General features: G+C 44.8%; 30 protein-coding genes and 2 pseudogenes. 27 read left to right on the top strand and 5 right to left on the bottom strand.

Annotated features, from left to right (window positions below):
• Window positions 1-275: 275 nt before the first annotated feature.
• Complete coding sequence (locus CJU60_RS08460; RefSeq protein WP_024121045.1) at window positions 276-740, bottom strand: DinB family protein; 465 nt, start codon at window positions 738-740, stop codon at window positions 276-278.
• 203 nt (window positions 741-943) lie between these two features.
• On the opposite strand from CJU60_RS08460, the gene rapA reads away from it, so the two are divergent.
• Both rapA and phrA read left to right on the top strand, forming a co-directional pair.
• On the top strand, window positions 944-2,080 hold the full coding sequence (gene rapA, locus CJU60_RS08455; protein WP_081638280.1) for a response regulator aspartate phosphatase RapA: 1,137 nt from the start codon (window positions 944-946) through the stop codon (window positions 2,078-2,080).
• Window positions 2,070-2,204, top strand: a complete 135-nt coding sequence (gene phrA / locus CJU60_RS08450) for a phosphatase RapA inhibitor PhrA (RefSeq protein ID WP_024121047.1) — start codon at window positions 2,070-2,072, stop codon at window positions 2,202-2,204. The genes rapA and phrA overlap by 11 nt, the downstream gene beginning before the upstream one ends.
• Before the next feature lie 41 nt (window positions 2,205-2,245).
• On the opposite strand, the gene CJU60_RS08445 is transcribed toward phrA, so the two are convergent.
• Complete coding sequence (locus CJU60_RS08445) at window positions 2,246-2,500, bottom strand: YciI family protein (RefSeq protein ID WP_095713508.1); 255 nt, start codon at window positions 2,498-2,500, stop codon at window positions 2,246-2,248.
• A 109-nt stretch (window positions 2,501-2,609) separates the two neighbouring features.
• Here CJU60_RS08445 and CJU60_RS08440 point away from each other — a divergent pair, with 109 nt between their 5' ends.
• A complete protein-coding gene (locus CJU60_RS08440) occupies window positions 2,610-3,557 on the top strand; it encodes an N-acetylmuramoyl-L-alanine amidase (RefSeq protein WP_095713507.1) in 948 nt (315 codons plus the stop codon).
• Between the two features lie 248 nt (window positions 3,558-3,805).
• On the opposite strand, the gene CJU60_RS08435 is transcribed toward CJU60_RS08440, so the two are convergent.
• The gene (locus tag CJU60_RS08435) at window positions 3,806-4,033 is read right to left on the bottom strand and encodes a hypothetical protein (RefSeq protein WP_024121050.1); all 228 of its coding nucleotides are present in this window, start codon (window positions 4,031-4,033) and stop codon (window positions 3,806-3,808) included.
• A gap of 409 nt (window positions 4,034-4,442) precedes the next feature.
• On the opposite strand from CJU60_RS08435, the gene CJU60_RS08430 reads away from it, so the two are divergent.
• Both CJU60_RS08430 and CJU60_RS08425 read left to right on the top strand, forming a co-directional pair.
• A complete protein-coding gene (locus tag CJU60_RS08430) occupies window positions 4,443-5,066 on the top strand; it encodes a poly-gamma-glutamate hydrolase family protein (RefSeq protein ID WP_024121051.1) in 624 nt (207 codons plus the stop codon).
• Between the two features lie 54 nt (window positions 5,067-5,120).
• Window positions 5,121-5,957, top strand: a complete 837-nt coding sequence (locus CJU60_RS08425) for a manganese catalase (RefSeq protein ID WP_024121052.1) — start codon at window positions 5,121-5,123, stop codon at window positions 5,955-5,957.
• A 44-nt stretch (window positions 5,958-6,001) separates the two neighbouring features.
• On the opposite strand, the gene CJU60_RS08420 is transcribed toward CJU60_RS08425, so the two are convergent.
• Window positions 6,002-6,598 (bottom strand): ImmA/IrrE family metallo-endopeptidase, encoded by a 597-nt coding sequence (locus CJU60_RS08420; protein WP_095713506.1) that lies wholly within the window; start codon window positions 6,596-6,598, stop codon window positions 6,002-6,004.
• 160 nt (window positions 6,599-6,758) lie between these two features.
• Window positions 6,759-7,100 (bottom strand): HTH-type transcriptional regulator Xre, encoded by a 342-nt coding sequence (xre, locus tag CJU60_RS08415; protein ID WP_024121054.1) that lies wholly within the window; start codon window positions 7,098-7,100, stop codon window positions 6,759-6,761.
• A gap of 178 nt (window positions 7,101-7,278) precedes the next feature.
• On the opposite strand from xre, the gene CJU60_RS08410 reads away from it, so the two are divergent.
• From CJU60_RS08410 to CJU60_RS08305, 22 genes and pseudogenes are all read left to right on the top strand, one after another.
• Window positions 7,279-7,458: a hypothetical protein gene (locus CJU60_RS08410; RefSeq protein WP_095713505.1), complete on the top strand. Its 180-nt coding sequence runs from the start codon at window positions 7,279-7,281 to the stop codon at window positions 7,456-7,458.
• Complete coding sequence (locus tag CJU60_RS08405; protein ID WP_095713504.1) at window positions 7,445-8,281, top strand: phage portal protein; 837 nt, start codon at window positions 7,445-7,447, stop codon at window positions 8,279-8,281. Before CJU60_RS08410 ends, CJU60_RS08405 begins: the two co-directional genes overlap by 14 nt.
• Entirely contained in the window at window positions 8,181-8,981 is an 801-nt protein-coding gene (locus CJU60_RS08400) for an ATP-binding protein (protein ID WP_081638281.1), read from the top strand. The genes CJU60_RS08405 and CJU60_RS08400 overlap by 101 nt, the downstream gene beginning before the upstream one ends.
• Entirely contained in the window at window positions 8,981-9,148 is a 168-nt protein-coding gene (locus tag CJU60_RS08395) for a hypothetical protein (protein ID WP_024121058.1), read from the top strand. The genes CJU60_RS08400 and CJU60_RS08395 overlap by 1 nt, the downstream gene beginning before the upstream one ends.
• A gap of 93 nt (window positions 9,149-9,241) precedes the next feature.
• Entirely contained in the window at window positions 9,242-9,592 is a 351-nt protein-coding gene (locus tag CJU60_RS08390) for a phage portal protein (protein ID WP_483294927.1), read from the top strand.
• The gene (locus CJU60_RS08385; protein ID WP_024121060.1) at window positions 9,579-9,785 is read left to right on the top strand and encodes an XtrA/YqaO family protein; all 207 of its coding nucleotides are present in this window, start codon (window positions 9,579-9,581) and stop codon (window positions 9,783-9,785) included. The genes CJU60_RS08390 and CJU60_RS08385 overlap by 14 nt, the downstream gene beginning before the upstream one ends.
• Window positions 9,786-9,901: 116 nt before the next feature.
• On the top strand, window positions 9,902-10,411 hold the full coding sequence (locus CJU60_RS08380) for a sigma-70 family RNA polymerase sigma factor (RefSeq protein WP_024121061.1): 510 nt from the start codon (window positions 9,902-9,904) through the stop codon (window positions 10,409-10,411).
• Window positions 10,412-10,528: 117 nt separating this feature from the next.
• A complete protein-coding gene (locus CJU60_RS08375; protein WP_024121062.1) occupies window positions 10,529-11,320 on the top strand; it encodes a terminase small subunit in 792 nt (263 codons plus the stop codon).
• Window positions 11,317-12,618: a PBSX family phage terminase large subunit gene (locus tag CJU60_RS08370; RefSeq protein ID WP_095713502.1), complete on the top strand. Its 1,302-nt coding sequence runs from the start codon at window positions 11,317-11,319 to the stop codon at window positions 12,616-12,618. The genes CJU60_RS08375 and CJU60_RS08370 overlap by 4 nt, the downstream gene beginning before the upstream one ends.
• Window positions 12,619-14,109: a phage portal protein gene (locus CJU60_RS08365; protein ID WP_095713501.1), complete on the top strand. Its 1,491-nt coding sequence runs from the start codon at window positions 12,619-12,621 to the stop codon at window positions 14,107-14,109.
• Between the two features lie 19 nt (window positions 14,110-14,128).
• Entirely contained in the window at window positions 14,129-14,956 is an 828-nt protein-coding gene (locus CJU60_RS08360) for an XkdF-like putative serine protease domain-containing protein (RefSeq protein ID WP_095713500.1), read from the top strand.
• A 21-nt stretch (window positions 14,957-14,977) separates the two neighbouring features.
• Window positions 14,978-15,916, top strand: a pseudogene (locus CJU60_RS08355) (phage major capsid protein); the annotation flags it as partial.
• Window positions 15,917-15,939: 23 nt separating this feature from the next.
• Entirely contained in the window at window positions 15,940-16,323 is a 384-nt protein-coding gene (gene yqbG, locus CJU60_RS08350) for a protein YqbG (protein ID WP_059336112.1), read from the top strand.
• A complete protein-coding gene (locus CJU60_RS08345; RefSeq protein ID WP_095713499.1) occupies window positions 16,320-16,676 on the top strand; it encodes a YqbH/XkdH family protein in 357 nt (118 codons plus the stop codon). Before yqbG ends, CJU60_RS08345 begins: the two co-directional genes overlap by 4 nt.
• Window positions 16,673-17,161 carry an HK97 gp10 family phage protein gene (locus CJU60_RS08340; RefSeq protein ID WP_095713498.1) on the top strand — a complete coding sequence of 163 codons (489 nt, stop codon included), beginning with the start codon at window positions 16,673-16,675 and terminating at the stop codon, window positions 17,159-17,161. Before CJU60_RS08345 ends, CJU60_RS08340 begins: the two co-directional genes overlap by 4 nt.
• A 12-nt stretch (window positions 17,162-17,173) precedes the next feature.
• Window positions 17,174-17,614, top strand: coding sequence for a phage tail terminator family protein (locus CJU60_RS08335; RefSeq protein ID WP_095713497.1), 441 nt, complete (start codon window positions 17,174-17,176; stop codon window positions 17,612-17,614).
• A 2-nt stretch (window positions 17,615-17,616) separates the two neighbouring features.
• On the top strand, window positions 17,617-17,829 hold the full coding sequence (locus CJU60_RS08330) for a YqzN/YkzM domain-containing protein (protein WP_059336109.1): 213 nt from the start codon (window positions 17,617-17,619) through the stop codon (window positions 17,827-17,829).
• Complete coding sequence (locus CJU60_RS08325; protein ID WP_095713496.1) at window positions 17,829-19,229, top strand: phage tail sheath family protein; 1,401 nt, start codon at window positions 17,829-17,831, stop codon at window positions 19,227-19,229. The genes CJU60_RS08330 and CJU60_RS08325 overlap by 1 nt, the downstream gene beginning before the upstream one ends.
• A 1-nt stretch (window position 19,230) precedes the next feature.
• Window positions 19,231-19,674, top strand: a complete 444-nt coding sequence (locus CJU60_RS08320) for a phage tail tube protein (RefSeq protein ID WP_003220592.1) — start codon at window positions 19,231-19,233, stop codon at window positions 19,672-19,674.
• A gap of 89 nt (window positions 19,675-19,763) precedes the next feature.
• Complete coding sequence (locus CJU60_RS08315; protein WP_014663652.1) at window positions 19,764-20,210, top strand: phage tail assembly chaperone; 447 nt, start codon at window positions 19,764-19,766, stop codon at window positions 20,208-20,210.
• 41 nt (window positions 20,211-20,251) lie between these two features.
• The gene (locus CJU60_RS08310; protein WP_095713546.1) at window positions 20,252-20,392 is read left to right on the top strand and encodes a hypothetical protein; all 141 of its coding nucleotides are present in this window, start codon (window positions 20,252-20,254) and stop codon (window positions 20,390-20,392) included.
• Window positions 20,393-21,548: pseudogene (locus tag CJU60_RS08305) on the top strand (transglycosylase SLT domain-containing protein); the annotation flags it as partial. It abuts the gene before it with no gap.

Here is a 21,548-nt window from a genome sequence, read left to right as displayed (position 1 = left end):
AATCAATTAAATTTTTTGAATATTTGTACGGATGTTTCTTTGATTTTTGTATGCTCAATATCTTTATTCATTTGCCCTATAATGAGTGTCAGGACGAGATGGGATTGAGTTTGACTGGTTAAAACAGGTAATTCCGGTCGGTATTTGGCTGAATGAGGTCAACCAGTCAGCTATATGCAAATACTGGCTGTCACTGGGAATCGGGGTATATTGGATACGTTAGTGAACTGAAGGCAATAAAAAAGATACCTTTAGATCAGGTATCTTTTTTTAGGTTACATGCGCTGCTGATAAAACGGCAGCTCCGTATGGCCCATTTCCCTTACATAAACAAACAGGTTGCCTTTATGGTGAATTTCATGCTCCATCGCAAGCTGAAGCAATGCGCTGCCAGTGACTTTTCTTCCGAAAGTGGCTGTCAGGTCAATTTCTCTGTCAAGGTGTTCCTCAGTGAGCTGCTCAAGGATGGCAGCCGTTTTTTCTGTAAACGTTTTAGCCAAAACATTGAGATCTGTTTCCGTTTCTTCCTGCTGGTTTTGAAAAGGTGAGGCATTGCCTTCTTTAATGACATTTGCGAACAGATGGAAAGTCGTCAGGATGTGCTTGACAAGCTCTTCTGCTGACATTGATGTTTCCGTCGGTTTGTAGCTGTAATGATTTTTGCTGATTTTTTCTGTCAGCTCAATCGTCACATTGCGATGTGACAAAAAGTGACTCACAATTTGAGTGGATTGGCTCAATAGAATCTCCTCCATATGTAAAAATAAATGGTGCAATGAAATCCTATATCAATGGGCATAAATTAACAAGCAATATGCTGAGAAGTGATTGTATTTTTTTGCGGTTAGCCGAAATTCGACAATTGCGGTCTTTTTGCGTTCTTCTTTTTCTTGTAAATATGATAAAATATGACATATCTCGGGTATATAAAAGGGGGGATTAATTGAGGATGAAGCAGACTATTCCGTCCTCTTATGTCGGGCTTAAAATTAATGAATGGTATACCCATATCCGGCAGTTTCACGTAGCTGAAGCCGAACGGGTCAAGCTCGAAGTAGAAAGAGAAATCGAGGATATGGAAGAAGATCAAGATTTGCTGCTGTATTATTCTTTAATGGAATTTAGGCACCGTGTTATGCTGGATTACATTAAGCCTTTGGGAGAGGACACCTCGCAGCTAGAGTTTTCAGAATTATTAGAAGACATCGAGGGGAATCAGTACAAGCTGACAGGACTGCTCGAATACTACTTTAACTTTTTTCGCGGGATGTATGAATTTAAGCAGAAAATGTTTGTCAGTGCCATGATGTACTATAAGAGGGCAGAAAAGAACCTTGCCCTTGTGTCAGACGACATTGAAAAAGCTGAATTTGCTTTTAAAATGGCTGAGATCTTTTACAATTTAAAGCAGACTTATGTCTCTATGAGCTATGCCGTTCAGGCGTTAGAAACGTATCAGATGTATGAAACGTACACTGTCCGCAGAATCCAATGTGAATTCGTTATTGCAGGTAATTATGATGATATGCAGTATCCAGAAAGAGCATTGCCCCATTTAGAACTGGCTTTAGATCTTGCAAAGAAAGAAGGCAATCCCCGCCTGATCAGTTCGGCCCTTTACAATCTCGGAAACTGTTACGAGAAAATGGGTGAACTGCAGAAGGCAGCCGAATACTTTGAGAAATCTGTTTCTATTTGCAAGTCGGAAAAGTTCGATAATCTTCCGCATTCTATCTACTCATTAACACAAGTTCTGTATAAACAAAAAAATGATGCCGAAGCGCAAAAGCAATATCGTCAAGGATTGGAAATCGCTCGTCAGTATAGTGATGAATTATTCGTGGAGCTTTTTCAATTTTTACATGCGTTATACGGAAAAAACATTGACACAGAATCAGTCTCACACACCTTTCAATTTCTTGAAGAGCATATGCTGTATCCTTACATTGAAGAGCTGGCGCATGATGCTGCCCAATACTATATAGAGAATGGACAGCCTGAAAAAGCACTTTCCTTTTATGAGAAAATGGTGCACGCACAAAAACAAATCCAGAGAGGAGATTGTTTATATGAAATCTAAATGGATGACAGGTTTGTTGCTCGTTGCGGTCGGGTTCAGCTTTACTCAGGTGATGGTCCATGCAGGAGAAACAGCAGATACAGAGGGAAAAACATTTCATATCGCGGCACGCAATCAAACATGATGATGACAAAAAAAGACCCTCCGGTTGCGGAAGGGTCTTTTTTATTTCAGCTTCCATTCCTTAATGGTCAGCTCAGAGGACCCGCTGAACACCAATGGATCAGCTTGTCCGATTTCGCGCGCCTCTTCCAGTGAGCCCGCTTTGATGACGTAGGCTCCGCCTGTGGCGTCGCTGAAAGGCCCGAACATTTTTAAGCGTTTTTCTACCTGCAGACGGTCCAAAAATTCATAGTGTCCAGCTGCATGCTTCTGATTGAATTGATCTGTTCTCGTAGTCAGCATTAAGTACGTATTCAAGAATGTCTCCTCCTTTTGAACTTTAGCTTAGCACAATTATCCATATAGCGGTGCTTTTCGTCCTACGAATGCCACCTATTGATGAAAAAAGAAAAAGGAGAGATGATAGGTGAGCATTCAAGTGAAGAAAAATTTGGTTTCTGAGGAAAAGTATGCGCTGAAATGCCCGAATGCGATGTCCGCTGAATATATTACCATTCACAACACGGCAAACGACGCGTCCGCTGCCAACGAAATTAGCTACATGATCGGGAACACCAGCTCTACAAGCTTTCATTTCGCGGTTGACGATAAAGAGGTGATTCAAGGATTGCCGCTTAACCGTAACGCTTGGCATACTGGTGACGGCACAAACGGTACAGGCAACCGCAAGTCGATTGGCGTTGAAATTTGCTACAGCAAATCGGGAGGCCCAAAGTACGAGGCAGCCGAGGCATTGGCGATCTCTTTTGTGGCACAGCTTTTGAAGGAGCGGGGCTGGGGAATTGATCGAGTCAGAAAGCACCAAGACTGGAACGGAAAATACTGCCCGCACCGCATTTTATCAGAGGGGCGCTGGGAGCAAGTCAAGGCGGCAATTGAAGCGGAATTAAACGGCAGCGCCTCAGCGAAAAAGGTTTCTCCTTCTGCGCAAGTGTATCATGTGAAAAAAGGAGATACGCTGTCCGGCATTGCAGCATCACACGGTATCAGTGTGAAAACTCTGCAAAGCTTAAATCACATCACTGATCCAAATTACATTAAAGTCGGACAGGAGATCAAGCTTTCCGGGACTGCCTCTTCCTCTAAAAGCCATGCCGCATCCTCTTATCCGCTGCCATCGGGGGTAATCAAAGTAACGAGCCCGCTGACAAAAGGCACAAAAGTAAAGCAGGTTCAGACCGCGCTGGCAGCTCTTTATTTTTATCCTGATAAAGGGGCGAAGAATCATGGGGTGGACGGTGTATATGGGCCAAAAACAGCAAATGCTGTCAAACGCTTTCAATCTGTCAGCGGATTAACGGCAGACGGCATTTATGGGCCGAAAACGAAAGCTAAAATTGAACAAAAACTATAATGAAAAAAGGAAGCTTCACTTGGATGGAGCTTCCTTTTTTCCCTTACATACAAACGGCAGCAAGAACCTTTTGACTGATTTGGCACAGCAGGAGAGCGCCGTGCCACAATAGGATGTTAAGAGTTATGAACAATTTGCTAGGCATAAAGTTAACAAGAAATCTAGAAAAGCAAAAAACCTTCGAGCAATAAAATAGAAAATAAAAAGACCCGGTGATCACCGGGGAAAAGAAATAGAACGTTAAAGGTTTAGTAATACTTTTTATATTCTACTTTGTAATCATAGTCATGCTTGTCATGATCATAACACTTTTTGCCGTGGTCATAATATTTTTTGTCATGGTCATAGTATTTTTTGTCGCAATCATAATCTTTCTCATGATCATCATAATACTTTTTATCGTGGTCGTAATACTTCTTGTAGTACTTCTTTTTGTAAGTGTAATACTCTTCTTTATATTTTTTATAATAACCCATACTAACGCCTCCTTTAATGTTTGATCAGTTTTATTATATGGATTAAAAAAGAGATGGTATGGTCAAATGTATTCGTTATCAAAAAAAGGCTGTTTTCAAAAACAAACTGATAAAAATGGATAGCGTGCCAGCTTACATAAGCCTTTTAAAAGAATGATTTATAACATTTATACTTAATCCACCTGTAGATCGACCGCATAAGGCCCCCATTTAAACGCCGCAGTTTTTCTTTCTAGTAAAATAAGTGCTTACTTTTCTATCGCCTCAGCTGTTGAAAGAGTTGACACATTCCAGCAAGATATCGATAAATCCCTTCATATATCTCCTGATATGGAAATACGATAAAAAGGTTTTCATTCATAGATGAGTAGAGTAAACTGGTGCTGACTGATAAAGGAGAGCGCTTAACATGAAAGATATGTATGACAGTTTTTTATCTCTTTCTGCGTCTGAATCGGAATACCGGATTATTTATGAAGAGAACAGCGGGAGCGAGCATATTGTCATCGGCCCTCACGGCGGAAGAATTGAGCCGGGCGTCAGCGAACTGGTGCGGGCATTTGCTGATCAAAGTTCCATTTATATCTTTGAAGGATTGAAGCAGCGCAACAACCGTTCGCTCCACCTGACAAGCACTCGTTTTGATGAACCGCTTGCCATAGAAAAAGTAAACGCCCACCGATTCGCGCTGGCATTTCACGGCTATCATGATCTGAAAAAGCCGCATACATTGGTCGGGGGCGCGGATCGGATAAAAGCAGAAGCCATTTGCGAGTTGCTGAATGAGGCAGGTTTCAGTGCGGAACTGGTCAGTGAAAAAGACCGGCTGGCAGGTGTTCATCCGCAAAATATCGTCAATCGGACGAAAAGGGAGATGGGGCTGCAGCTGGAATTGAGTACGGCGCAGCGGAGCGCGCTGTTTCACAATTTTGGCTGCCGTAAGGGACAATACATAGAAAACAATCTTTTTTCTCGATATGTGAATGCCGTTAAGCTTGGTTTTTATGGAAGAAGCAAGCAGGACCTGCAATAACTGCCTATTCCTTCATATGCTGTGATTGTTTGAATGCGCAGGGAGGAATAAACGATGTTTTATCATATTAAAGAGCTTCAGTATCAGGCAAAGCCTTCCCATCCGGATCCTGTTTATGCGAAAAAGCTCCAAGAGGTGCTGGGCGGCCAATTTGGTGAAATTAGTGTGATGATGCAATATTTGTTTCAGGGTTTTAACTGCAGGGCGGATGCCAAGTATAAAGATTTGCTATGTGATGTGGGGACGGAAGAGATCGGACATGTGGAAATGTTGGCTACGATGATTTCCAGGCTTCTGGATGATGCCCCCGCTGATGTACAGGAAAATGCTTATAAAAGCAATCCCGCTATTGCAGCAGTGATGTCAGGGATGAATCCTCAGCACGCTATTGTGTCCGGCTTAGGTGCGATGGCATCAGATAGTGAGGGTTATCCGTGGAATGCAAAATACATTATCTCAAGCGGAAATCTGCTGGCGGATTTCCGTGCAAACTTAAATGCGGAAGCCCAGGGGCGCCTTCAGGTGACACGGCTTTACGCCATGACTGATGATCCCGGGGTAAGAGATATGCTGTCATTTTTGATTGCAAGGGATACTTATCATCAAAATATGTGGTATGCAGCGATTAAAGAGCTGGAAGAAAGAGAACGGGATATTGTCGTTCCCACGACATTTCCGCGTGAGCTAGAAAAGCAGGAAGTATCCTATGATCTGTTTAACTTTTCCAGAGGGGATGAAAGCTCACAGGGAAGGTGGGCTCATGGCGAATCATTTGACGGCCGGGGAGAATTCAGATATATACCGGCTCCGATTGCATTTGGTCCGGAACCTCATCTTAAACCGGCACCGAAGTGGTTGCATGATACGATGCCTCCCATGTCAAAATGCTAGTTTCTCTGCGGTCTGAGGACATATGTCCCCAGACCGTTTTCATGTCAGCCGCGCCTTCTGATATTGTACAGTGCTTTTGCTTCCGCTACCTGTAATGGGGGCTGATCTTCCTCATATTCCGCTTTTGGCCGCTTATCAGATAATAAATAAGCAAGCCGCTTCTGAAATTGAATACCTGCTTTACGCCGTTCAAACATTTCAAGTCTTTTCTCAGCAAAGTCCTTTGTCACCCGGAATACCGTCGCAATGGTTGCAAGAGCCTGACTTCTCCATTGCGGCAGTTCCATCTGCAACAGCATAAAGGTTGGCACACAGAAGTGGTACATAAATTGGTTCGCCTGAAATTCCTGCAGCTCCCTGAAGAGCTTGTTCATCTGAAAATGATTGCCTGCATGCTTTAATACGTGGCACAGTTCATGGCCAAAATCCTCCCATTGCTCTTCCTGGGACTTTCTTTGGTTCAATATGATACTGTACATGCCGTCGTATTTCACCATCATGCTTCCCATATCCTCGAAATGAACCCATATATCAAGATCGTTTGCGATTTTCAGCATGTCAATGTGATGGGGAGAGGTGATGCCCAGCCGGCTGTATAAATTTTTTACGTATTCCTCCAGATGTGATAAGTAATCGCCCAATTGAATACTCCCTTTCGAACATACGTTCTGTTTGTAGCGAGAAAGAAAAGCCCGTTTAGGACTAAAAAGTGTGTTGAAATCTTTCCCTTTTCTTTAAAAAATAAACACTTTTTCTTTATATCGGTCTATTTTTTATATGTTTTAGAGAACAGAGAAATATTTATTTGTTTTTCGGTTTCCGGTTTTTCTCTTTTTCTTTTAAATAGTTGATAAATTCGATGGCCTGCTGTTTGCTTTCAGGGGAAAAATCCTGCATATCCCGGTATGCGAGCTGCAAGTCCGGATCAGAAAACATATCATCATCAGATTTTTTTTCTTTTCCTGTTAATAAGTAATCCGTTGTCACTTGGAAGTAATCAGCCAGCTTTTGCAGTGTGTCGTAATCAGGTTCGCTTCGCCCGTTTTCATAATGAGAATATCGTGCGCGCGATACACCGATGTGAGATGCGATTTCTTCCTGTGTCCTTTTCCCTCTGAGACTCTTCAATCTGCCGCCTATCATACTATGACCTCTCTTTTTTAAACTCCCTAAGTTACTTATGATTATAGATACAATCTGTATCAAAATAAAGTTATGATAAAAAAAGTATCAAAAATAACTTGATGATACGGAACGTATCGTTTATACTTGGTAACAGTTGATACGAATTGTATCGAAAACAAATCGGGGGAGTGATCACATGCATCCGATTCAAATCGTTTTTAGTGAACATCCGATAGATCAGCGCCATCTCGGACAATCCGGCGGCTCCATTTCTTTTACGGCATGCGGCCTTCCGGTATTCCAATTTGAAAATCGAGAACAATTTCAAGCGTACTTGTTGTTAAAAGAAGAGGTGAAACGCAATGAAAATGGATAAAAGCTATCCTTTTCCCATGTATTCAGGGCTGTTGAATTCAGAACATTATGACAAAATAGGCTCGGCCCTGTGGCTGTTTCTCTGGTTTATCAGCTCAACGACAAAAGAAAATGAAAAGGACGGCGTGAGCTGGGGAATTGTGCTCGGCCATAAGCCATTAAAAGCAAGAGAGATGGCGGCCGTATTCGGTGTAAGTGAAAAAACAGTCAGAAGATGGCTGGAGCTTCTTGAAAGACATGGATACATAAAGGCTGCCCGCGCGCCATACGGACTCATGATTTCTGTGAAGCACTCTAAAAAATTCAGCTTCAGATCGGACAAAACTGCACACCGCAGCGATAATGAGCGGTCATTTTCGCCGCTGGCACAGGACAAAGAAGATCGCTCTAATATAGATAAAACAAAAACATATACTGCTGCTGATGATGCAGTGGATCACATTGCAAAGCGGTTTACACAATTACGGTCGGCTCAAGAAGGACGCACCGTGTATCCTTCCTCCAGAGATTATCAAGCCATCGCCCGTATTGTCGCCATCGGCGTTCCCGTAACGCAAACAATCAAATGGCTTGAGGAATGTTTTCAAGCTTTTGAAAACCGGCGAACCGCTGCTTCAGAAACGATAAAGGCCTTTCGCTACTGTTCGAAATTCATCGAAGACCGATTTTTCGCGCAGCAAGCCAAAAAGACCGCCGCAATACACCATGAGAGGAATGAAAGTAATGACAAAACATACAATCGAGCAGATTTTAGACGAGTTGAGAAAAGGGAGACGTCCATTACTGGCGGACAAACCGGCCGAATCAGACGCAAGCCGGTATGATTGCCAGCGATGCAAGGATCAGGGAGGATATCTCAGCCGGCAAGACGGTCTGGAAGTATGGACAATGTGCAGCTGTATGGCAGAACGAAAAGTGAAACGGCTGCTTGGCGCCAGTGAAATTACTCCTGCCTTCAGACAGCTTGGCTTTCATGAATTCCGCACCCAAGGGAAGCCGCAGGCCGTCAAGGACGCGTTTGAATGCGCCAGAGAGTTTGTGGCGGATTATGAACAAATCAAGGACAGCCGGAAAAACAGTATCGCCCTTTTGGGTCAGCCCGGTTCCGGGAAAACACATCTTCTTACCGCTGCGGCCAATGACCTGATGAGAAAGCGCCATGTGCCGGTCATTTATTTTCCGTTCGTCGAAGGTTTTACTGATTTAAAAAATGATTTTGATCTTTTGGAAGCCAAGCTGAACCGAATAAAGCAGGCAGACGTGCTGTTCATTGATGATCTCTTTAAACCGGTAAACGGCAAACCGCGCGCCACTGATTGGCAGCTGGAACAAATGTATTCCGTTTTGAACTACCGCTACTTAAATCATAAACCGATTCTGCTTTCAAGCGAGCTTACGATTGAAACGCTCGTCCGGGTTGATGAAGCGATCGGCACGAGAATCTATGAAATGTGCAGTGATTATTTAGTGATTATCAAAGGAACAGCGTATGACCTGAATCATAGATTGGAGGGCATCAGATAATGTGCAAGCTCTGTAAGACAAAGAAAGTAATTGTTGAACATACCGGGATCGGAGCGGTTTTTCATCCATGTCCGAACTGCCGGTCGGGCAATGATTTAACGCCGGTTATTCAAAAGCTGGAACAAATGCTGACAGCCGGAAAAGCGGGGCTGAATGCCCGTGATTAAACAGCTGGCTGCTCTGTTCGCGTTGCTGTTTCGGGCGAAGCGGACAGAAAAAAACATCGAACAATGGTACAAGGATGACGGGAAGTGAAGCAGATGCCGGAAACAAAACAATTTGAAATGAGTCCTGCGCCGTGGCGTGCTGTCGCATGCGGGGATGAGAAGCCAATTTATATCTATTCTGCTTACAGTGAAGAAGAAAAAGAGAGATTCCCTTATTCAAACGGCCGGCTGATCGCCGCTGTATTTGACCTCAGCTCTTTTTCGCAAATAAGCAATGCCAACTTGATGGCAGCCGCACCTGAGCTGAAGGAAGCGGCTAAAGCGGCGCTGGATTTTCTGAACGGGAATTCCGCTCATTCAAAGGAGCACATCATAAAGGTATTAGAAGCAGCCAACAAAAGCGCTGAACCCGAAAGGAAGGAAATTACATATGATCAACCCTAAAAAACTCGTAAATATTGATTCCATCACGCTCGACAGCCAGCTTGAGGATGGGAAAATCCGCGTTATTATAGTCGACGGCATAAAGCAAGAAGCCTGGATCACAGAAGCTCCGGAGCACGGGAAAACGCTTGTTGAAACGAGAAAGGGAGACCTTGCCCGCGTAGAATTTGAAATCGGCTACAAATTAAATTAAAGCGAAAAAAGAATACGTCCAAGACGGAAAGCCTGCGGACACTGATCAACATGCACAGCATTTGTGCGTTGATTGGTGTCCGCTTTTTTATTGCACAAATGAGGAGGAATCATAGAATGCAAGACTTATTATTTGAATATAAACGCACATTAAAACAAACAAGAACACAATATAAACCGCTCGCTGAAGCAGATGAATCAGTGCTCTCAGCTGAGGACATGAAGGATAAAAAGATTATCAGAAACATCATCACAGACCTTGAATATGTAACAGAATGGCTTGAAAAAGGAAGACAGCCCGGCATCAGACGGGCGATTGACCGGCGTGATGCGTATCAGCGGCTGATGATCAAAGATCCAAGAATCATAGAATCATTTTCTTGCGATATGATGTTTGAGCCGGACGGACAGGTATCTGAGGAAGACAGGGAGAGAATCCGAGAAGCTTTATCCCTTTTAACGGACAGGGAGAAAGAAATGTTTTTGCTGCACAAGGTGGAATGCTTTTCTTATGAACGCATTGCCGATCTTCTTGGCGTCAAAAAATCAACTGTGCAGACAACAATCAAACGGGCTTTATTAAAGATGCAAAGACAGCAGGAGGAAATAAACCGATCGCTTGCCTGAATGCTTGTCATACGTTTGCCACCTATAAGTGAAAAGAGCATGACACATAAGCGGACGGCATAACCAGCCGCTTTTATGAATAGAAATCCATGCTGGAGGTGGCGGTGATGCCGTAGCATGAAAACACAACAGAGAGAACAAGCATTAGCAATCTATCAGCACCATCAGGGAAATATCACAAACAGGGCCATTGCAGACACAATCGGCGTTTCGGCGAAAACAATCGGCATCTGGAAAAAACAGGACGGATGGAAAGAAGCCTTGTTTTCTGAAAACGGACATAAGCAGCGCCGCATAGAAAACGATGAATTAAATGAACGGCAGCGGCTGTTCTGCCTGTACTACGTAAAAAGCTTCAATGCGACACAATCAGCGATCAAGGCGGGCTATTCTCCGGACAGCGCCCATGTGACGGGCTGCCGGTTGTTAAAGAATGAAAAGGTTGCCGCTGAAATCAGGCGGATAAAAAAAGAAATGGTGAATGAAGTGTTTATTGAAGCGATGGACGTTTTGCAGGTATATGTCAAAATCGCGTTCGCCGATATCACGGATTATGTGACCTTTGGCAAAAAAGAGGTGCAGGCCGTCGGAAAGTCGGGACCGCTGTTTGATGAAGATGATAACCCGATCATGAAGGAAATCAGCTTTGTCGACGTCAAAGACTCCGGTCTCGTTGACGGCACCATTGTCACGGAGGCAAAGCTCGGCAAGGAAGGCATCGCCATTAAGCTTGCCGATAAGATGAAAGCACTTGAAAAGCTATCATTATACTTTGATTTGTTTCCGGATCAATTTAAACAAAAAATAGAAAATGAGAAGTTAAAGCTCGCGAAACAAAAAGCGGAAAAAACTGATGACGGCCGCGAGCCAATTGAAATCATGATCAAACGAAAAGAGGACAAGGCATGATTGTAAAAGAAATCAATCCTCATTTTGAAGATTACGTGTTCAATTGGGAGCAGACGTACCAGTTTCTCGTCGGCGGCTACGGCTCATCAAAAAGCTATCATACGGCGCTGAAAATCGTGTTAAAGCTGTTGAAGGAAAAGCGGACGGCGCTCGTCGTACGCGAGGTGTTCGATACCCACCGGGATTCGACCTTCGCTTTATTTGAAGAGGTGATGGAAGAGCTTGGTCTTACGAAGGCAGCCGCAGCACTTTCTTCCCCGCTTCAGCTGCGGTTTCAAAACGGCAGCCGAATCATGTTTAAAGGAATGGACAACCCGGCGAAGCTGAAATCTGTTCACAACATTTCATTAATATGGATTGAAGAGTGCTCTGAGGTGAAGTATGAAGGCTTTAAGGAATTAATCGGCCGTCTGCGCCACCCTGAGCTGAAGCTGCACATGATTTGCACCACCAATCCCGTCGGCACCTCCAATTGGACGTACCGGCATTTTTTTCGGGATGAACGCAATCAGCGGTTTGTGCTGGATGACAGCGAGCTTTACGAAAAGCGGACACTTGTCAGGAGAGATACGTATTACCATCATTCCACAGCAAACGACAACCTCTTCCTCCCCGAAAGCTATATCAAGCAGCTTGACGGACTGAAGGAATATGATCCTGACTTATACCGAATTGCCCGTAAAGGCAGGTTCGGCGTCAATGGGATCAGGGTGCTGCCGCAGTTTGAGGTGCTCCCGCACGACCGTATCGAAGAACGTATTGCCGCCATCAGCCAGCCGATCCTTCGCACAGGCATGGATTTTGGTTTTGAAGAATCCTACAATGCTGTCGTCCGTCTCGCCGTCGATCCTGATAAGAAATATCTCTACATTTATTGGGAGTATTATAAAAACAAAATGACAGATGACAAGACGGCTGAGGAGCTGCGGGAATTGGTTGAAACACAGGAAATGATCAAAGCCGACTCCGCTGAGCCGAAAAGCATTCAATATTTCCGCCAGCAGGGTTTTCGGATGGTCGGCGCCAGGAAGTTTCCCGGCTCCAGGCTTCAATACACCAAAAAGGTCAAACGCTTCAAAAAAATTTTCTGTTCGGACCGCTGTGAAAATGTCATCTATGAGCTCAAGACACTGACGTATGCCAAAGATAAAAACGGTACGCTGATTGAGGATGAATTCACGATTGACCCGCATACGCTTTCTGCTATTTGGTATGCGCTCGATGATTATGAGGTCGCAGATGTGAAGGAAACAGCGCAAAAACGAATCCGTCCGAACCGAGAAAGGAGGAGGTCATAAATGCCGCACAATCAAACAGTCAGAGCAACGGTTTTAAAAGCCAATACATCTGCTCCTCAGACAAAGCAAATTTATGAAGACGACTTTTCTGATTTGTACGGAGAGGATATCATCGCTCCGCCCTACAATATCACCGAGCTCAAAACAATTGCTGAATACTCAACCATTCTTCAGCAATGCATTGATGCGTACAGAGTGAATATTACTGGTTTTGGTTTTGATGTGGAGTACACGTTTGATGTCAACGCCACGGATGTCGACCAGGAGAAAAAGAAAAAAGCAGAAAAAGACTGGGCCAGACTTGAAGCCTTTTACAAATGCCTTCACTTTGATGAATCTGCTGAAATGATTTTAGGCTATGCCATTGAAGACAGGGAAAAAACCGGAAACGGCTTTATGGAAGTACTTCGCGACGGGATGGGAAAACCGGCCGGCATTGAATATTTGGATGTGAAATATATGCGCGTATGCGGAGCCGGCGAGCCTGTCGAAGTATCTTTTATGTATGAAGAAAACGGAAAAGTGAAGAGAATCAAAAGGCAAAAACGGTTTCGGAAATTTGTGCAGATGATCAATGGAAAAAAAGTATTTTTCAAAGAATACGGCGATCCTCGAAAACTGGACATGCGCACGGGCGAATATGTCAGCACACTGGCTGAAAAGCACCAAGCAAACGAAGTGATCCATCTTAAAATCGGAAGCGGCGTATACGGCGTGCCCCGCTGGGTAGGCAATATCGTCAATTTATACGGCGCCCGGAAAGCGGAAGAGCTCAATTTTATGTATTTTAAGCAGGGGCGTCACGTACCCGCTGCGATTACGGTGGAAAACGGGATGCTGTCTGAAGCTTCTTACCGGGAACTGCAGGAGTATATGAATGACCTTGAAGGTGTGGAAAATGCCCATAAATTTCTTCTGATTGAGGCGGAAGGCATCGCGAAGGAGAAGGACCTTCACGGCGGTGAAGATATCACGCCGGTTTCTGTGGAAATCAAATCCCTTGCGGAAATCCTGCAAAACGACGCCTTGTTTCTTGAATATGATGAAAAAAGCAGAAATAAGCTGCGCTCTGCTTTCCGTCTGCCGCCGCTTTATACGGGAGAAGCTCAGGAATACAACCGGGCTACGGCTGATACAGCGAGAAAAATTACGGAGGAGCAGGTGTTTCAGCCAGAGCGGAAAACGCTTGTCAACAAATTGAACACACTGCTTTTGCCGGAGCTGAATCTTCATGATGTGAGGCTGACATTAAAAGGACCGGACTTTCGTGATCCGCTTGAGATTGCGAAAGTGCTCGGTCCTTTTATTACAGCTGGAGCCGTTTCGCCGAATGATTTGCGAGACCTTGCCGGACGGGTGCTCGGCAAAACGCTTGAGGAGTGGCCGGAGGACATTTACAAACGCCCTGCCGGACAGGATGCTGAAAAGACAAATCTGACAGCACTTATGCAGGAGCTGAAGGACAGCATCGAAGATATCAAAACGTCCTGAAGGGAGGTGAATCAAGCAGGTGGCGCGGGAATTGAAAAATGCCAAAATCAGCTTTGTCAGCTATGTGGACAAGGCGGCAAACCAGACAGAATTTTTCTTTACGAAGTCAGCCGAACCTCCGTCATTTGAAAAAAAAGTTCGGCTGTTTACGAAAAGCGAGCAGGATGAACAAAAGCTCGTATACGGAATTGTGTATGAGCCTGATGTTCCAGATGCCCACGGCGACTATATGACCGCAGAAGAAATTGAAAAAGCGGCGCATGGCTTTCTTGCAGACGCGCGGGAGATTGATATCAATCACAGCTTTGAAGGCGGCACAGGTGTGGTCGTTGAATCCTATGTGGCGCCCGATGATTTTATCATCGGAACAAAACGGATTACAAAGGGCTCGTGGGTGCTTGTGACAAGAGCGTCAGATGAGGTGTGGGAACAAATCAAAGCCGGCATCATCACCGGCTACAGCATGGCGGGCACTGCTGATGTATATGAAGAAGAATCGGTTGAAAAAGCCGGATTTCTAAGCGTGTTTAAGCAGCTGCTGGCCGACAAAACAGGAAAGGAGACTGAAGAAATGAGGAAAGAAGACATGAGGGAATCAATCGAGCATGCGCTGTATCCGTTGCTCAAACGGCTGGAGACAATTGAAAAAAACACAGAAACAGAGGAAAAACCGGAGCAGACGGGAGATGACGAGCGCCTGAAGAAGCTCGTTGAGGACATGATTGCCCCGCTGATCGAACGCATTGAGGCCCTGGAAAAAGCTCGGGGAGCCTCTAAACAGACGGCGGACGATGCGGCCGGCAATACAGAGCAAGTCAAAAAATCAATCTGGAGCGGACTGCTGTAAACCAGTCAAAGAGGAGGAAATCAATTGAGAAATCAAGAGATCATTCGGAAAGCGGAAATGTCGCTTTCTGCTTTAAAAAGCGGCGGGCTCATGAACCCTGCACAAGCATCAGCTTTTATCCGCATGGTGCAAAACACGCCGACGATTTTCAGTGAATCCCGTGTGATTCAAATGGAAAACGATTCGCAAAAATTTGAGAAAATCGGTTTCGGCCAGCGTATTTTGCGCGCGGCTCAAGAAGGAAAGGCGCTGACAGCAGACGAACTGACGGTTCCGACGACAAGCACTGTCCAGCTGAACACAAAGGAAGTCATTGCGGAAATTAACATTACGTACGACACGCTCGAAAACAATATTGAAAAAGGCGGACTGCAGCAAACGATCATGCAAATTTTAGCAGAGCGGGCGGCAGTTGATATTGAAGAGCTGATCGTAAACGGAGATACTGCATCAGCAGATCCATACCTGGCGCAGCTGGACGGCATCCGTAAACAAGCAGTGTCCCACATCGTCGATATGAATGGTGAAGAACTGTCCAGAGCGACATTTAAAAAAGGCTTAAAGGCTGTTCCGCCAAAATATTTGCGCATCCCTCAGGAATTCAGATTCTATACATCGCACGGCTTAGAAGTTGAATGGAAGGACCGTGTGGCGGACCGCCAGACAAATCTTGGGGACCAGGCTGTTCAGGGCGGCTTGTCCACAGCATTCGGCGTACCGGTAAAAGGGGTATCCAATATCCAGCCGTACGCAGTCGGAGAGGGAGACGCGCAATATGATGCGTCCGATATCATTCTGACACATCCGAAAAATATCATTCTCGGCTTCTCACGCAATATTCGAATTGAAGTCGACAAGGATATCCGCTCCCGTAAGTTCATCATTGTCTTAACGGCGAAGCTGGACAGCAAGTTCGAGGAAGAGGATGCCTGCGCTAAATTAATTAACGTAAAAGAATAATCGAAATGGGGTGGCCAGCTTATATGCTCATCGAACCGACGGACGTTGCCGCCTATTCGGTCTATGACCAGGTGAAAAACAGGCCGGAAGAACTGCTGGCGCAGGATATCATCGAGGCGGAATCGGAAGCGGCCCTCATTACAGGGCACAGCTTTACAGACAGCATCTACGACCCGCTCCCTGAAAAGGCGAGATTAGCTTTGCTGAAGCTCGCCCAATACTTTGCGCTAGTAAACAGCGACGAATCAGCCGCATCAAGCTATCAGTCTGAGAAAATGGGGGATTACTCCTACACGGTTTCCGGTGAAGCCGGCATTCAAAAGCCCGATGTATATCATTTACTGGAAGAGTTTATCGCACCGGACTATGTTCCGGAGTCTGCCAGATTGAAGGTGCGGTCGTTATGAGTTATCAGCAGATGCTGATCCATCGCTGTGATATTTATCATGAAACAGCGCAGCCGCCGCCGGCGGGACGATTCGGAATTCCGGCGGACAAGCTTCAGCCGGTCTTTTCATATCCGAATACACCTGATGAAGAAAATGTCCCTTGCTACTTTACAGAAAAAACGCAGCAGCTGATTCAGGAGGAGCCTGATCAAACCGTGTATCACAGCTTGCTTGTCCATTTTCCATTCTCTGCGGATATCCGGATGAACGACAAAATCATTTGGCAACACAACAGCTATATTCTGAAGCTGCCAAAAAAGATCAGACACCATCATTGGGAAGTCATCGCTGTCAGAGATGAAAGTCTATGAAGATAGCGGGACTTAAAAAGCTGAACGCATCGTTAAAAGAAGCGGCATCCGGCGGTTTTTCCCGCGAGGCATCCCGGTGGCTTGAAGAGTGCGGGCAAGATTTTCTGGAGATCGTACAATCTGAACTCATCAGCACGCAAACGATAGATACAGAAAAACTGCTCAGCTCCTTTCAGAAAGGCTCAGAGGACAACCTCTGGAAGGTACAAAGCGGCGGACTCTCACTTGAGGTCGGGACACAGCTTGAATATGCTTCTTTTCTCAATGACGGCCACTGGACGTCGAAAGCGGACGATGTGAGATGGGTGCCGGGGCATTTTCAAGGCTCACGGTTTATCTATGATCCGGCTTCTTCCACAGGCATGGCACTCAAGAAAAAATGGATACCCGGCACGAGCTATTGGGAGCATGCACTGCTTCTATATGAACAGCTGTTTGCAAAATCAATGGAACATAAATTGCGCCAGTGGCTGAAAAAGATGTAAAGGAGGGACGGGATGAACAGCGAAACAGGATCGATCATGGCTTTTTTGTACAGCCAGTGGTCTGTTCCCATTTATGAAAGCGAGCTGCCTGATCAGTTTCAAGTGCCGTCTTTATATGTCTCTGCGCCATCTGTTTTTGAAGAAACAGATACAGTCTCCACATTTAAAAAAACCTACAGTCTCAATGTGAAGCTGTTTCATCTTGACTCCGTGCAGGCGCTGGATGAAGCGGACAGGCTCGCGGATGCCATCAGAGAAGCGAGAAATATAGTTCCGCTGCTCAGTGAATCCGGTGACGAGACAGGAGATATGCTTCGCATCACCCGAATTGAGACGAGGGTGGGAGACAGGGGCGAGGCGGCCATGGTGATCAGGTGGAGCAGCCGATATTATTATCACAAAACAGAACAGCCTGTCTTACAGGATATCGATATGAACAGCGGGGTGAAATAGCGGTGGCAAAGCAGAAACAAGCGAAGGCTGTACATACAGAGAGCCGGGAAGCTCTTTTTGATACAGCGGATTTGATCAAGCACGCAAAGGAACTGTTCGGCGTTAAGCCGGAGATCCTTCAGGGGGCTTTATTTGGCGTGGACAAAACACGCCTGACGAAATCAGAGGCAAGTCAATTGATACAAACATTTTTAACTAAGGAGGTCATGCAATAATGAATGGCGGAACATTTACAGCAGGAAAAGAAAAGGACCGTGCAGGCATTTATTTCAATTTTAAAACGACGGCACAGGAACGGGTGTCACTTGGTGAACGGGGGACGGTCGCACTTCCGGTCGCATCAAGCTGGGGCGAAGCGAAAACATTCGTCTCCATTTCAAGCGTGGAGGATTTAAACAAAAAAGTGGGTCTCAGCATCGACGATCCATCTTTATTACTGTTGCGTGAAGCGAAGAAAAACGCGAAAACGGTATTGATGTACCGCCTCACTGAAGGCGTCAGAGCATCTGCTGATATTGCCGAAGGCGTTAAAGCGACTGCTCTATACGGCGGATCAAAAGGGAATGACATCATCATCCGCATTAATGAAAATGTACTGGATGCAGCGTCATTTGATGTCACAACGTATATGGATGAATCAGAAGTGGATAAACAGACTGTCAAAAAAGCTGAAGAATTAACAGCAAACGGCTATGTGACATTTACCGGAACAGGAGATCTTTCCTCTTCAATTCCGCTGACTGGATCAGAGGGAGACACGGCTGCCGAGACGCTGAACGCATCTGCGGGTATCCGTTTATCCGGCGGTACAGATAAAGCGCCGGTCAACTCAGACTATACTGATTTCTTGGCTGCGGCTGAAACAGAGAGCTTTGATGTCATCGCTTTGCCGGTTGCAGAAGGAGATCAGCTGAAGGCGACCTTTGCCGCATTCATTAAGCGTCTGCGTGACGGGCAAGGGCAAAAAGTCCAAGGGGTAACAGCCAACTACAGCGGTGACTATGAAGGCATCATCAACGTGACAGAAGGTGTGCTGCTGGAAGACGGAACAGAAGTGACACCGGACAAAGCGACGGCGTGGGTAGCCGGCGCAAGTGCGGGAGCAACCTTTAACCAATCTCTCACATTTGTGGAGTATGAAGGTGCCGTTGATGTCTTAAACCGCCTTGACCACGACGCGATTGTGGAACGCTTAGCCAAAGGCGAATTTTTATTCACATTTGACGCCCGCGATAAATCGGTAAGCGTAGAAAAAGACATTAACTCACTTGTCACGTTTACGGCTGAGAAAAACAAGAAGTTTGCGAAAAACAAAATCGTCCGTGTACTCGACGCAGTCAATAACGATTTAACACGCGAGCTGAAAGCATTAATCAAATCAAGAAAGGGAAGCGGAAGCGACATCCCGGCCTCTGAAGACGGGCTTCAGTATGTGAAAACGATGATTACGCAATACATGACAACGCTTCAGGATGCGGGCGGTATTACCGGTTTTGATTCTGATCAAGATATCACAATTTCAATGAATGAAGACCGTGACGGCTTCTTGATTGACCTTGCTGTACAGCCTGTCGACGCGGCAGAAAAATTCTACTTTAATGTGGAGGTAAACTAATATGGCATTAAAAGCACAAAACACGATTTCAGGTAAAGAAGGACGCTTATTTCTCGATGGCGAAGAAATGGCGCATATCAAAACATTTGAAGCAAATGTGGAGAAAAACAAGTCTGAAGTAAATATTATGGGCCGCCGCATGACAGGCCATAAAACAACAGGCGCAAACGGAACAGGCACAGCGACGTTTTACAAAGTCACATCAAAATTTGTGATACTTATGATGGATTACGTCAAAAAAGGCAGCGATCCTTATTTCACCCTGCAGGCTGTGTTAGATGATAAATCTTCCGGAAGAGGAACAGAAAGAGTCACGCTTTACGACGTAAACTTCGACTCCGCAAAAATCGCCAGCCTCGATGTCGATTCAGAAGCATTAGAGGAAGAAGTTCCGTTTACATTTGAAGACTTCGACGTGCCTGAAAAGCTTTCTGACACGTTTTAATCAAAACTGAACAAGCCATAAACAGACCTTTCTGAGAAAGGTCTGTTTGTAAATGATGAAATCAATTTAAAGATAAGGGAGTTTTTTACATGAGCGAGAAGAACGAAAACGTATATGATCTTTCCTTTTTTATGCCGGGAAAAACAATCGAAGCCGAAGAAATCAAAGTGCCGATCTCTAAACGTTTTGTTGATAAAAAAGGAAATATCGTACCATTTATTTTCAAAGCGATCACGACAGAGCGCATTGACGAACTGGAGAAAGAAACAACAACTTATAAAAATGTAAAAGGCAGAGGCCGTGTAAAAGATTTAGACAGCCAGCGCTTTTATGCCCGAATCGCAGTGGAATCGACAGTCTATCCGGACTTCCGTTCAAAAGATCTTCGAGAAGCTTACAAAACGGCCGACCCGGTAGAAGTAGCGAAACGTGTCCTGTCTGTAGGAGGCGAATACGCAAACTGGCTCAACAAAGCGATTGAGATTAATGGATTCGAAGATGAATTAGAAGACCTGGAAGAAGAAGCAAAAAACTAATAAAAGATGGGCATAAAGAAGCCGTGTATCTCTATTATGCGATGCACGAGCTTCATTATTCTCCATCAGATTTATTAGAACTGTATGAAGCGCCCAGAAACTTTAAGGCGCTGTTGTATGGGCTGATTGGGTATAAGCTGGATATCCTTGAAAAACAAGCAAAGAAAGGAGGGGCATCGTAATTGGCAAAGCTGACAGCAAGATTTGAAATGGAAGACCGTGTAAGCAAAAAGTTAAGAAAGATACAAAATGGGTTTAGAGCGCTTGAAAAGTATAGAAAAATGGCGCAGCGAAATAGCTCTATAGATATACGAAAAGAAAGCAAAACGGTGTTAAGGACAATTGACCGCATACAAAAATCTATAAAGAAAAAGCTTGGTGCCCAAATGATTTCCATTTCAGCTGAGGATAACGCCAGCACTGTCATTCAGAAGGTTCAAACTCAATTGCAGGGATTGCCGTCATCGGTATCTATTAAAATTGGCGCTAATGATCAAGCGACAGAAAAGTTTGAACGATTAAGAGAGCTTGTTGCGGGTTTTAAAGGTTTTACGATTATGCTGAGTGCAGAAGATCAAGTTTCTCCGGCTGTGCAAAAAATACAGCGTTATATGGAAACCGCACTTCAAAATGGTTACACTGTTACGATACGTGTGATTGATCACGTCATGAAAACAGTCGGCCGCATTTCAGCAGGCATTGATGCACTTACACAAAAAGATAATCAAATTCAGCTCACTTTGAATGATCAGGTATCAAAAAAGCTGGATGAACTTCAGAAGAAAATGGATAGCTTTGGGAAACTAAAGACAGCTGAGAAAACAGCTCCCCCATCAGCTAAGAAAGCAGAGAGCAAAAAGGGAGAGGGAAAAGAAGGCGATTCCTTCTGGGGAAACCTCGTTGAAGAAGGCAAAAAGAAGATCAAAGAAAAGCTAGATGAAAAAGTAACTGAATATAAAGAAGCCGTTATTGATCGTGTTACCCAAAAATTTGAAAAGTTTAATCCAGAAAAAATACTTGATGATAAGTTTTATGCTTTATTGGATAAAGTGTTCGGTCCCGAAGAAAAAACACCGGCAGAAAATGCAGGCTGTTGCTGCAACGGGTTGAATCCAGGATCTGGAGGAGCCGCAGAATCAGGAGGCGGAGGCCTTTTAGATTCGTTTATCAGTGAAGGTACAGCCGGTATCAGCAATGCAATTGAGGAATTAAAAAATACCTTTTTGAAGGAATTTGAACATTTTACACCCGAATCGATCACCTCAAAATTAGAATCATACACAGAATCCATTACATCTAAAATGACTGCACTAGCTGAGAAGTTCAGTCCGGAGACGA

This window comes from Bacillus sp. 7705b (genome assembly GCF_002289525.1).
GTDB classification, from domain to species: Bacteria; Bacillota; Bacilli; order Bacillales; family Bacillaceae; genus Bacillus; species Bacillus halotolerans.
Note: the sequence above shows the minus strand (reverse complement) of the source record. Positions and strands in the feature narration are given on the sequence as shown.